Raw genomic sequence first — 10,970 nt, 5'->3', positions numbered from 1 at the left:
TGCGCGGCGCCGCGGGTGCGGCGCCGGCCTGCGCCGGCGAGGGAGTGCGGCTGCGGCCGCGCCGCGCCCACCAGGTGTGGAAGGCGGTGGTGGCCAGCAGGGCGGCGGCCGAGGAGGCGAGCAGCACGGGCCCGTCGGGGCCGTGGACGACGGTGTCGGCCATGGTGTCGGCGGCGGTGACAGCGGTGAACAGGGCGGCCAGCTCGACCATGTCCCGCCGCCAGTGAGGGGGGCGATGGGGCTTCGCGGTGGTCTCGTCCGTCATGGGCACCACCCTGACGGAGGGGTGTTGCGTGATCACAAACGGCTTGTGACCGATGGGTTAAGCGGGTTCTTTTTACCAACTCTCCCGAATCGGGAAGAAGTGTCCGCCGGAAGAAGTATCCGCCGCACCGCAACCGGTGACACTCCTAAGCGTCCGGCGAGGACTCCCGCGCGCGGAGGTCCGCGAGCGCGTCCTCGACGCCCCGGTGGAACGTCGGGTACGCGTAGATCATGTGCCGCAGCGACTCCACGGGCACCTCCGCCTGGACGGCCACGGCCAGCCCGTACAGCACCTCGCCGCCCATGGGCCCGGCCGTCGTCGCCCCCACGAGCACCCCGCGGTCCGCGTCCTCGACCAGCTTGACCAGGCCGTCGTTGCCGGCCTTGTGGATCCAGCCGCGCGCCGAGGACGGCACGCGCGAGAGGCCCGTGCGCACCCGCAGCCCCTTGTCGCGGGCCTGCTGCTCGGTCAGGCCGACCGCGCCGACCTCCGGGTCGGTGAACGTCACCCGCGGCAGGGCCCGGTAGTCGGCGTGGGGGCCGGGCTCGCCGAGGACCGAGCGGACGGCGATCTCCGCCTCGTACATCGCCACGTGCGTGAACGCGCCGTGGCCCGTCACGTCGCCCACGCCCCACAGCCCCGGTGCGGCCTGCATCCGGCCGTCGACGGCGAGGGCCCGCCCGCCGGGGTCGAGGCCGACGGTCTCCAGGCCCAGGCCGCTCAGGTCCACCCGGCGGCCGGTGGCCACCAGCAGCTGATCCCCCGTCAGCTCGGTGCCGTCCTCCAGCGCCAGCGCGAACACGTCGCCCTCGTGGCGCGCGCCGGCCGCCCGGGCGCCCGTGCGCAGGGCGAGCCCCTCCCGGCCGAGCACCTCGGCCAGCAGGGCGCCCGCCTCCGGCTCCTCGCCCGGGACCAGCCGGTCCATCGCCTCCACGATCGTGACGTGCGTGCCGAAGCGGGCGTAGACCTGGGCGACCTCCAGGCCGATCGCGCCGCCGCCGAGGACGAGCAGCGAGCGCGGCGCCTCCTTCGCCGAGACCGCGTCCCGGTTCGTCCAGTACGGCACGTCCGCCAGGCCCGGCACCGGCGGGACCTGCGGTCGCGAGCCGGTCGCGAGGACCACGCCCAGCCGGGCCTCGAACCGCAGGCCGTCGCCGTCGCCGCCCTCGACCGCCACCCGGCGCGGGCCGGTGAGCCTGCCGCGGCCGCGGACCAGGCGGCCGCCCTTGCCGGTGAAGCGGTCGGCCGCCACCTGGTCGTTCCAGTCGTCGGTGGCCTCGTCGCGGATCCGGGCCGCCACCGGCGCCCAGTCGGGGGCGACCTGCCCCACGGCCCCCGCCATGCCGGGCACGCGCCGCGCCTCCGCCAGCAGGTTCCCCGCGCGGATCATCATCTTGCTCGGCACGCACCCCCAGTACGGGCACTCGCCGCCGACCAGCTCCGCCTCGACGCCCACGACACTCAGCCCGGCGTCGGCGAGCCGGCCCGCGACATGCTCACCGCCCGGGCCCAGCCCGATGACGACGACGTCCACCTGCTCGGTCATGGCAAGCCACCTTCCGCTCGGGTCGGCCGGACAGCCCCACCTTCCCACCACCGGCTGACAGCGTCACTGTCCGACGCGCCCCGGCTGCAGCACCTTGGTGAACAGCACCGCCCCGTCCTCGTCCCGCAGCCGCACGGTCAGCTCCCCGCTGTCGCCCGCGATGGCCACCTCGCCGAAGAACTGACTGCCCTGCCCGGGCGGGACGTTGGCCGTGGCCGGCGCCTTGAGGAACGCCTGCCGCGGGCCGAACGTGCCGTCCAGCTTGTTGGCGGGGAAGCCGCCCGCGTTGAGCGGGCCCGAGACGAATTCCCAGAACGGCGCGAAGTCCTTGAACGCGGCCCGCTCCGGCTCGTAGTGCTGCGCCGAGGTGTAGTGCACGTCGGCCGTCAGCCAGACCGTGCCGGTGATCCGCCGGTGCTTGATGTGCCGCAGCAGCTCGGCGATCTGCAGCTCCCGGCCGAGCGGCGCCCCCGGATCGCCCTGGGCCACGGCCTCGAAGTCCGTGGGGCCGTCGGTGACCACGAGGCCCAGCGGCATGTCGGAGGCGATCACCTTCCACACGGCGCGCGAGCGCGAGAGCTCCCGCTTGAGCCACTCGAGCTGGCGGGCGCCCAGGATGCCCTGGGTGTCGTCGGGCCGGCGGCCGGGCGAGTTCGCGTTCCGGTACGTGCGCATGTCCAGCACGAACACGTCCAGCAGGGGGCCGTGGGGCAGGACGCGGTAGACGCGGCCGTCGCCGTCCTCCCGCTGGGTGGACAGCGGGAAGTACTCAGAGAAGGCCCGCCGCGACCGCGCGGCGAGCACGTCGATCCGCTTCTCCGCGTACCGCGCGTCGTCGAGGATCTGGCCCGGGTACCAGTTGTTGTGCACCTCGTGGTCGTCCCACTGGACGACGGTGGGCACCTCGGCGTTGAACCGGCGCAGGTTGGCGTCCAGGAGGTTGTAGCGGAACGCGCCGCGGAACTCGGCCAGGGTCTCGGCGACCTTCGCCTTCTCCTCCGTGGTGACGTTCCGCCAGATGCTGCCGTCCGGCAGGGTCACGGACGGCGCGATGGGGCTGTCGGCGTAGATGTTGTCGCCGCTGCAGAGGAAGAAGTCCGGCGCGAGGCGGCGCATGTGCTCGTAGATGCGGTAGCCGCCGCGGTCGGGGTTGATGCCCCAGCCCTGCCCGGCCAGGTCGCCGGACCACAGGAAGCGCACGTCCGAGCGGCGGGCCGGTGCCGTGCGGAAGGTGCCGGGGACCGGGCGGCCGGTGCGGCGCGGGTCGTCCGGGTCGGCGAGCAGCACGCGGTAGTGGATCTCCTGCCCGGGCGGCAGGCCGTGCAGCGCGGTGCGGCCGGTGAAGTCCGTGTCCGGCCCGACGAGCGGGCCCGTGATGCGGCGCACCTTGCGGAACGACTCCGTGGCCGAGGTCTCCACGATCATCCGGGCGGGCCGGTCGGCGCGCACCCATACGAGGCCCGACGACGCCGTCACGTCACCGGTCTGCACGCCCCAGCGCGCCTCCGGCCGCCCGGACAGCGCCAGGGCCGGTGCCGTGCCGGCCGCCGCGGGCAGCGCGGTGACCGCGGCGGCGCCCGCCGCGCCTCGCAGGACGGCTCGTCTGCCCACGCCGAACCCGGGCCCCTGAGTCATCGAATCCTCCTCGTTCGCCTGTTCCTGACGGTGCGTTCCTACCGGCGCGAGGTGCCCGGCGGCCGAACGCACCGTGAACATGAGGTGCCTTGGGCCGCGGCGTCAACGGGGCACCCCGGCACGTCGCCGTCCGGGGTATATGTTCCGTATCGAGGAGTGAGTGCCGGTATCTGTTGGTCTGTGATCCCACGAATCCGGTGGCGCCGCGCCGCCACTGCCGCAGCCCTGTGTCTGTCCGCCGTCCTCGCCCCCGCCGGCGTCCCGGCCTCGGCCGCGCCGCCGCCCGTCCCGCACGACCTGCCGGAGCCGCCCGCGGCATCCGTGGCCAAGGAGGAGCTGGCCGGGCTCACGGTCGAGCTGCCGCACTCGATGGCCGGGTACAGCCGCGCCAAGTTCCCCCACTGGATCAAGCAGATGGGCACCTGCGACACCCGCGAGGTCGTCCTCTCCCGCGACGGCCAGGACGTGAAGACCGACGACCAGTGCCGCTCGGTCGCCGGCCGCTGGCACAGCGCCTACGACGGCAAGGACTTCACGGCGGCGAACCAGCTCGACATCGACCACATGGTGCCCCTCGCCAACGCCTGGCGGTCCGGGGCCGACTCCTGGACGACCGACCAGCGCAAACGGTTCGCCAACGACCTGACCAACCCTCAGCTGATCGCGGTGTCCGCCGCCTCCAACCGCTCCAAGGGCGACCAGAGCCCCGACCAGTGGCGCCCGCCGCTGGGCTCCTACTGGTGCACGTACTCCCGCGCCTGGACCCACGTCAAGCACGTGTACAAGCTGAGCGTCACCCAGGGCGAGCAGGACACCCTTGCTGCCATGCTGGACTCATGCGACCGATGAGCAGCACGAGCAGCAACCGGTGACCGGCGGACAGGCCGGCGGGCCCCTCGTGGACCAGGTGACCGCGGGGCCGGGCGGGGCGATGACCGATGACGTCGGCGTCATCACCGGCGACCTCACCGTCGCCACCAGCGCCCTGCCCGGCGGGAAGGCGCGCGTCGACGTCCAGTACACCGGAGCCGAGGAGTGGTACACCCTCACCGGCAGCCCGGTGCCCGTCCCCGAGGACGGCCTGGCGGCCCTGCACGCCCGGGTCCTCGACCGCATCCGGGAGGGAGGCGCCGCGGAAGTCCCCCGCTGAGGCCCCGCTGAGGCCCCGCGCATCCCCACTATGATCACCGTCGGCCGGAAGCGATCATGCTTCCGCGTCGGACCGGGCTCTGGGGGAGACATGCGCAAGGCGGTCACGTGGACGGCGCTCGCCGTGACGGCGGCCACGCTGGTGGCGGGCTGCGGGAGCGGGCTGGGGAAGGCCGGCGGCTCCGCGGCCGCGGCGCAGCGCCGGACCGGCGCGGAGGGCGACGCGGCGGACGGCAGGCCGCCCGTGCGCCGGGTGACCTTCGAGCTGCACGGCACGGGCTCCTCCCAGGTCACCTACGTGGCCTGGGACCGCAACGCCACCGAGCAGGTCTCCCTGCCGTGGACGAAGACCGTCGACGTCACGTTCCGCGGCACGGAGCCCAAGGGCGGCGTCCTGCTGGCCCTGGTCCCCGGCTCCGTCTACGGCACCGGCCCGGAGCACGACGACAAGTTCGCCACCCCGCCCTGCGTGATCAAGGTCGACGGGAAGCAGGTCGCGGCGGGCGGGGGCGGCGGCTCCGTCAGGGGCTGTGAGTACACCCTGAAGGCGACGCCGTAGCTCGTAGCAAGCTACGAACGAGCCCCGTGCCGGAGTCTGCAGCAACCGACAGTAGACTCGGCAGCGTGTCTGTGAAGCCCCGCATCCCCAATGTCCTGGCCGGCCGCTACGCCTCCGCCGAGCTGGCCGTCCTGTGGTCCCCCGAGTACAAGGTGACGCTGGAGCGGCGGCTGTGGCTCGCCGTCCTGCGCGCCCAGAAGGACCTGGGGATCGAGGTGCCGGACGCCGCCCTCGCCGACTACGAGCGCGTGCTCGACCAGGTCGACCTCGCCTCCATCGCCGAGCGCGAGAAGGTCACCCGGCACGACGTGAAGGCCCGCATCGAGGAGTTCAACGCCCTCGCCGGCCACGAGCACATCCACAAGGGCATGACGTCCCGCGACCTCACGGAGAACGTCGAGCAGCTGCAGATCCGGCTGTCCCTGGAGCTCGTCCGGGACCGGTCCGTCGCCGTCCTCGCCCGCCTCGGCAAGCTCGCCGCGGAGAACGCCGAGCTGGTCATGGCCGGCCGCTCGCACAACGTCGCCGCCCAGGCCACCACCCTCGGCAAGCGCTTCGCCACCGGCGCCGACGAGCTCCTCGTCGCCTTCGCCCGCCTGGAGGAGCTCCTCGGCCGCTACCCGCTGCGCGGCATCAAGGGCCCCGTCGGCACCGCCCAGGACATGCTGGACCTCCTCGGCGGCGACGCCGCCAAGCTGGACGAGCTGGAGCGGCGCATCGCCCACCACCTCGGCTTCGCGCAGGCCTTCACCTCCGTCGGCCAGGTCTACCCGCGCTCGCTCGACTACGAGGTCGTGACCTCCCTGGTGCAGCTGGCCGCCGCGCCGTCCTCGCTCGCCAAGACGATCCGCCTGATGGCCGGGCACGAGCTGGTCACCGAGGGCTTCAAGCCCGGCCAGGTCGGATCCTCCGCCATGCCGCACAAGATGAACACCCGCTCCTGCGAGCGCGTCAACGGCCTCATGGTCATCCTGCGCGGCTACGCCTCCATGGCCGGCGAGCTCGCGGGCGACCAGTGGAACGAGGGCGACGTCTCCTGCTCCGTGGTCCGCCGCGTGGCCCTGCCGGACGCCTTCTTCGCGCTCGACGGCCTCATGGAGACCTTCCTCACCGTGCTCGACGAGTTCGGCGCCTTCCCGGCCGTCGTCGCCCGCGAGCTGGACCGCTACCTGCCGTTCCTCGCCACCACCAAGGTGCTGATGGCGGCCGTGCGCGCCGGCGTCGGCCGCGAGGTCGCCCACGAGGCGATCAAGGAGCACGCCGTGGCCTCCGCGCTCGCCATGCGCGAGCAGGGCGCCGAGCGCAACGAGCTCCTCGACAAGCTCGCCGCCGACGAGCGCATCCCGCTGGACCGGGCCGGCCTCGACGCCCTGATGGCCGACAAGCTGTCGTTCACCGGCGCCGCCGCCGACCAGGCCGCCCTCGTGGTCTCCCGCATCGAGGAGATCGCCAAGCGCCACCCGGAGGCCGCCGCGTACGCGCCGGGGGCGATCCTCTGACACCGGCAGAGCTGGAGGCCGCCCGCGACCGCCTCGTACCCGACGTGGTCGCGGACGGCCTCCGCGTTCTCTTCTGCGGCATCAACCCCGGCCTGATGTCGGCGGCCACAGGCCACCACTTCGCCCGCCCGGGCAACCGCTTCTGGCCCGTCCTGCACGCCTCCGGCTTCACGCCGCGGCGGCTCGCCCCGGCGGAGCAGGAGGAACTGCTCGGCTACGGGCTCGGCATCACCAACGTCGTCGCCCGGGCCTCGGCGCGCGCGGACGAGCTGAGCACCGCGGAGTACGTCGAGGGCGGCCGCATCCTGACCGCCAAGGTGGAGCTGCTGAAGCCGCGCTGGCTCGCGGTCGTCGGGGTGACCGCCTACCGCGTCGCCTTCGGCGACAAGCACGCGAAGATCGGCCCGCAGGAGCGGACGATAGGCGCCACCCGCATCTGGGCCCTGCCCAACCCCAGCGGGCTCAATGCCCACTGGCCGCTGCCGAAGATGGCGGAGGAGTTCGCGCGGCTGCGGGCGGCGGCCGACGGCGAGGGGTGAGTGCGCCCCGCACACTGGTGAGCGCACCCCGCACACCGGCCGCCCCTCCCCGGCGGGGTCACGCATCGCGGCGGTGCAGCGACCACCAGCCCGCCGCCGCGGCGAGCGCCGCCCACAAAGCCATCACTCCCATCCCGGACCAGGCCCCCAGCGGGCCCTCCGGGACCGGGTGAAGGATCTGCTGGCCCGCCCGGTCCGGGAGGAAGGCCACCACCGTCCCGATGCCCGGGACCCCCGCGAAGACCGGCGAGATCAGGAAGACCACGGGCGTGAGCACCGACAGCGCGCCGACCTGGCTGCGCAGCACCGCGGCCACGCCCGCAGAGAACACGGTGAGCAGCGTGAGGTACAGACCGCAGCCGATCGCCGACCGCAGCGCGCCGGGCGCCCCCAGCCCCACCCCGTACTCGCCGAGCAGGGCCTGCGCGCCGAGGAAGCAGCCGAAGCCGGTCGCCAGGCCCACCGGCAGGGCCGCGGCGCCCACGACGAGCAGCTTGCCGCCGAAGAACAGGCCGCGGCGGGGGACGGCGGTGAGCGAGAGCCTGATCCCGCCGCCCGCGTACTCCCCGGCGACCGCCATCACGCCGAAGCAGACGGCGGCGATGTGCCCGAAGTTGAGGCCGAAGTAGGAGCCGTACACGGGCTCGAAGTCCGCGTTGCCGGCCTCGGCCTTGCCGACCATGGCGTGGGCGAGCACGGTCACGCCGACCGTGCAGACGAACGCGGCGAAGAGGGCCACGAGCAGGGACCGCACGGAGCGGAGCTTCACCCACTCGGAGCGGACGACGGGCGCGAGGGCGGCTGTGAGGGCGGCCGCGGGGGTGGCGGTCGCGGGGGTGGTCGTGGGAGTGGTCGTAGGGGTCGTCATGAGGGCGTGCCTTCCTGGTGCGTGAACTCGGCGGAGCCGGCGGTCAGGGCGAAGTAGGCCTCCTCCAGCGAGGCGCTTCCGCCGACGAACTCGTCCAGGGGCGCGTCGGCCAGCAGCCGGCCCCGGCCCAGGACCACCAGGTGGTCGGCGGTCCGTGCCATCTCGCCCATGAGGTGGCTGGAGAGGAGGACGGTCCGCCCCTCCCCGGCCAGGCGCCGGGCCAGTCTCCGCAGCTGGAGGATGCCCTCCGGGTCGAGGCCGTTGGCGGGCTCGTCGAGCAGCACCACGGGCGGGTCGCCCAGCAGCGCCGCGGCCAGCCCCAGGCGCTGCCGCATCCCCAGGGAGAAGGTGCGCACGCGCCGCCGGGCCGCGCCCGCGATCCCCGTCTCCTCCAGCACCTCGTCGACGCGGCGGGCGGGGATGCGGTTGCTGAGGGCGAGGGTGAGCAGGTGGTCGCGGGCGGTCCGGGCCGGGTGGGCGGCCGAGGCGTCCAGCAGCGCGCCGACGTGCCGCAGCGGCTCGGCGAACGAGGCGTACGGCCTGCCGCCGACCAGGGCCGTACCGGAGGTGGGCCGGTCGAGGCCGAGGAGGATGCGCATCGTGGTGGACTTGCCGGCGCCGTTGGGGCCCAGGAAGCCGGTGACCCGGCCGGGCCGGACGGTCACGGTGAGCCCGTCCAGGGCGCACACCGGGCCGTACCGCTTGGTGAGTCCGCGAATCTCGATCAAGGTCATGGCCCAAGGCTCGCGCCCGGGCCGGAGGCGGCGCTTCCCCCTGGCGCGGGGACCGTCTCCCCCACGCGGGGGAGGCCGCCGGCCGGGCCGCCTTGGGAGGATGACGTCATGATCACTGCGCTGCGCCCGGTGACCCGCACGGTCACGTACACCCGCTGGCTGCACCTCGTCATGGCGGCGGTCCTCGCGATGGTGTTCGCGTTCGTGGTCCCCGGGCTCGGCAACGTGAACAGCCCGGCGGGCGCCTGGCTGCTCGTGGTGCCGCTGCCCTTCCTGGCCGCGGCGGCCATGGTCCCGGGGGTGCGGCTGTCGGAGGGCATGCAGGCGCAGCTGCTCCTGTTCCCGGCGGGGGAGAACACCCCGGAGCCGGACTTCACCCCCGCGCGCTCGGCTTCGTGGGCGGATCGCCGGCGCACGGCCGTGTGGCTGATCGTGCGGTACGAGGCGGGCGTGGTGACCGCGTTCCTCTCGGTCCACGTGCCGGCGCTGGTGATCAATCTCATCGGCAGCGCCTCCGGGAGCGATGCGGTGCGCACGCCGCTGTGGACGCCCGGGCCGGGCCACTGGTCGTACGCCCTCCTGGGCCTGCTGGTGCCCGTGCTCTTCCTCGCCTTCGTCGTCTTCGCGGGCGAAGCGCTGGCGCGGGCCGCGCGGGCGCTCCTCGGCCCCTCGGCGGCCCAGCGCCTGGCCGCGCTGGAGGAGCGGACGGAACGCCTGCTGGAACACAACCGGCTCGCCCGGGAGCTGCACGACTCCGTGGGGCACGCCCTGACGGTCGCCGTGCTCCAGGCGGGTGCGGCCCGCGCCGCGGGCTCGCCCGAGTTCACCGACAAGGCGCTCGCCGCCATTGAGGAGACGGGCCGGCACGCGCTGGAGGACCTGGACCGTGTCCTGAAGATCCTGCGCGAGGACGCCTCCGGGACGGCGGCGGGACGCCCCGCCCTGACCGACGTCGAACGGCTGCTCACCGCCGCCCGGGGCTCCGGCACCGAGGTCGCGGCCGAGGTCAGCGGCGCCCTGGAGGCCCTGCCGGGCCCGGTCTCGCGCGAGGGCTACCGCATCGCCCAGGAGGCGCTGACCAATGTGGTGCGGCACGCGGGCCCCGTGCGGGTGTCGCTGCGCATAGCGGTCCGCGCGGACGTTCTGGAGCTGGACATCCGCAACCCCCTTCCCGGGCCCGCGGGCAGCGCCGTCAGGGGCGGCGGCAGCGGGCTGCGGGGCATCCGCGAGCGCGCTGCGCTCCTCGGCGGCCACGCCGAGACCGGTGTGCACGAGGGCGCGTGGCGGGTGCGGGTGGTGCTTCCGCTGGGGGTGTGAGCTCTCCCCGGCGGGTGCGCATTCCGCCGGACCCTCGCCGTCGTGGTGCCTCGCCGCTGCGGCGGGGGTCTTTCTTCCGCCCAGCGGCGAGTGACGACGACGAGGCGGTCCGGCGGTGCCCGCCGATCCCGGCGGCACGATCTATGGTGGCCCGATGCCGATATCCGTTCTGCTCGTCGACGACGAACCCTTGGTGCGCGCGGGGCTGCGCGCCATCCTCGAAGCACAGCACGACATCGAGGTCGCGGGCGAGGCTGCGGACGGCGCGGCCGTGGTGCCGATGGTCCGTCAGCTGCGGCCGGACGTCGTCGCGATGGACGTCAGGATGCCGCTGCTGGACGGCATCGAAGCGACCCGGGCCGTCCTCCGCACGGTCGACCAACCGCCGAAGATCGTGGTCATCACCACCTTCGAGAACGACGAGTACGTCTACGACGCGCTGCGCGCCGGCGCCGACGGCTTCCTCCTCAAGCGGTCCGCGCCCGCCGAGATCGTCCAGGCGGTCCGCACGGTGGCCGCCGGCGACTCGCTGCTGTTCCCGGCCGCGCTGCGGCGGCTCGCCGCCGGGCGCGGCAACGAGCGGGCCCGGGCGGCCATGGAGCGGGCGGCCCTGACCGCGCGCGAGGCCGAGGTGCTGCGCCACATGGCCCGCGGCCTGTCCAACGCGGAGATCGCCCGGACCCTGACGCTCGGCGCCGAAACGGTGAAGACGCACGTCAGCGCGGTGCTCGCGAAGCTCGGGGCGCGGGACCGCACGCAGGCGGTGATCGCCGCCTACGAGTCGGGGTTCGTGACCCCCGGCTGACCCCCGGCTGAGTCCCGAGGCTCGCCGCGGGCCACCGCACCCGATACGATCCGG

Annotated in this window: 12 protein-coding genes; 7 read left to right on the top strand and 5 right to left on the bottom strand. The window is 74.2% G+C overall.

All coding sequences use genetic code 11. The features are described from left to right. The 3 genes from B7P34_RS21575 to B7P34_RS21565 form a co-directional block, all read right to left on the bottom strand. A partial coding sequence (locus tag B7P34_RS21575) for a hypothetical protein (protein WP_223268079.1) occupies nucleotides 1–265 on the bottom strand: 265 nt, incomplete at its 3' end. Between the two features lie 145 nt (nucleotides 266–410). Then, nucleotides 411–1,811 (bottom strand): dihydrolipoyl dehydrogenase family protein, encoded by a 1,401-nt coding sequence (locus B7P34_RS21570; RefSeq protein ID WP_106678865.1) that lies wholly within the window; start codon nucleotides 1,809–1,811, stop codon nucleotides 411–413. Between the two features lie 63 nt (nucleotides 1,812–1,874). Continuing rightward, nucleotides 1,875–3,446 carry an alkaline phosphatase D family protein gene (locus tag B7P34_RS21565; protein WP_106678863.1) on the bottom strand — a complete coding sequence of 524 codons (1,572 nt, stop codon included), beginning with the start codon at nucleotides 3,444–3,446 and terminating at the stop codon, nucleotides 1,875–1,877. Nucleotides 3,447–3,626: 180 nt separating this feature from the next. Between B7P34_RS21565 and B7P34_RS21560 the strand changes: the two genes are divergently transcribed. The 5 genes from B7P34_RS21560 to mug all read left to right on the top strand — a co-directional run bounded on the left by B7P34_RS21560 (nucleotide 3,627) and on the right by mug (nucleotide 7,192). Further along, a complete protein-coding gene (locus B7P34_RS21560) occupies nucleotides 3,627–4,295 on the top strand; it encodes an HNH endonuclease family protein (RefSeq protein WP_223268078.1) in 669 nt (222 codons plus the stop codon). Nucleotides 4,296–4,314: 19 nt separating this feature from the next. Then, on the top strand, nucleotides 4,315–4,596 hold the full coding sequence (locus B7P34_RS21555) for a hypothetical protein (protein WP_106678861.1): 282 nt from the start codon (nucleotides 4,315–4,317) through the stop codon (nucleotides 4,594–4,596). A 90-nt stretch (nucleotides 4,597–4,686) separates the two neighbouring features. After that, nucleotides 4,687–5,154 carry a hypothetical protein gene (locus B7P34_RS21550; RefSeq protein ID WP_106678859.1) on the top strand — a complete coding sequence of 156 codons (468 nt, stop codon included), beginning with the start codon at nucleotides 4,687–4,689 and terminating at the stop codon, nucleotides 5,152–5,154. Nucleotides 5,155–5,219: 65 nt separating this feature from the next. Further along, a complete protein-coding gene (purB, locus tag B7P34_RS21545) occupies nucleotides 5,220–6,653 on the top strand; it encodes an adenylosuccinate lyase (protein WP_106678857.1) in 1,434 nt (477 codons plus the stop codon). 44 nt (nucleotides 6,654–6,697) lie between these two features. Next, nucleotides 6,698–7,192 (top strand): G/U mismatch-specific DNA glycosylase, encoded by a 495-nt coding sequence (gene mug, locus B7P34_RS21540; RefSeq protein WP_353620261.1) that lies wholly within the window; start codon nucleotides 6,698–6,700, stop codon nucleotides 7,190–7,192. Nucleotides 7,193–7,250: 58 nt separating this feature from the next. Here mug and B7P34_RS21535 read toward each other — a convergent pair whose 3' ends face one another. Both B7P34_RS21535 and B7P34_RS21530 read right to left on the bottom strand, forming a co-directional pair. Continuing rightward, nucleotides 7,251–8,060, bottom strand: coding sequence for an ABC transporter permease subunit (locus B7P34_RS21535; protein ID WP_146166886.1), 810 nt, complete (start codon nucleotides 8,058–8,060; stop codon nucleotides 7,251–7,253). Beyond that, complete coding sequence (locus B7P34_RS21530; protein ID WP_106678855.1) at nucleotides 8,057–8,794, bottom strand: ABC transporter ATP-binding protein; 738 nt, start codon at nucleotides 8,792–8,794, stop codon at nucleotides 8,057–8,059. Before B7P34_RS21530 ends, B7P34_RS21535 begins: the two co-directional genes overlap by 4 nt. Nucleotides 8,795–8,902: 108 nt before the next feature. Between B7P34_RS21530 and B7P34_RS21525 the strand changes: the two genes are divergently transcribed. After that, nucleotides 8,903–10,111, top strand: a complete 1,209-nt coding sequence (locus tag B7P34_RS21525) for a sensor histidine kinase (protein ID WP_106678853.1) — start codon at nucleotides 8,903–8,905, stop codon at nucleotides 10,109–10,111. Between the two features lie 154 nt (nucleotides 10,112–10,265). Then, entirely contained in the window at nucleotides 10,266–10,916 is a 651-nt protein-coding gene (locus B7P34_RS21520) for a response regulator (RefSeq protein WP_106678869.1), read from the top strand. Nucleotides 10,917–10,970 lie beyond the last annotated feature (54 nt).

The sequence above is a fragment of the Streptosporangium nondiastaticum genome, assembly GCF_003011965.1.
Classification (GTDB): Bacteria; Actinomycetota; Actinomycetes; order Streptomycetales; family Streptomycetaceae; genus Streptomyces; species Streptomyces nondiastaticus.
Note: the sequence above shows the minus strand (reverse complement) of the source record. Positions and strands in the feature narration are given on the sequence as shown.

Bases quoted from the DNA above. Each gene is read 5' to 3' on its own strand.
- B7P34_RS21550 (WP_106678859.1), top strand. From the start codon at position 4,687: ATGCGCAAGGCGGTCACGTGGACGGCGCTCGCCGTGACGGCGGCCACG.
- B7P34_RS21565 (WP_106678863.1), bottom strand. From the start codon at position 3,446: ATGACTCAGGGGCCCGGGTTCGGCGTGGGCAGACGAGCCGTCCTGCGA.
- B7P34_RS21520 (WP_106678869.1), top strand. From the start codon at position 10,266: ATGCCGATATCCGTTCTGCTCGTCGACGACGAACCCTTGGTGCGCGCG.
- B7P34_RS21570 (WP_106678865.1), bottom strand. From the start codon at position 1,811: ATGACCGAGCAGGTGGACGTCGTCGTCATCGGGCTGGGCCCGGGCGGT.
- B7P34_RS21535 (WP_146166886.1), bottom strand. From the start codon at position 8,060: ATGACGACCCCTACGACCACTCCCACGACCACCCCCGCGACCGCCACC.
- B7P34_RS21525 (WP_106678853.1), top strand. From the start codon at position 8,903: ATGATCACTGCGCTGCGCCCGGTGACCCGCACGGTCACGTACACCCGC.
- B7P34_RS21530 (WP_106678855.1), bottom strand. From the start codon at position 8,794: ATGACCTTGATCGAGATTCGCGGACTCACCAAGCGGTACGGCCCGGTG.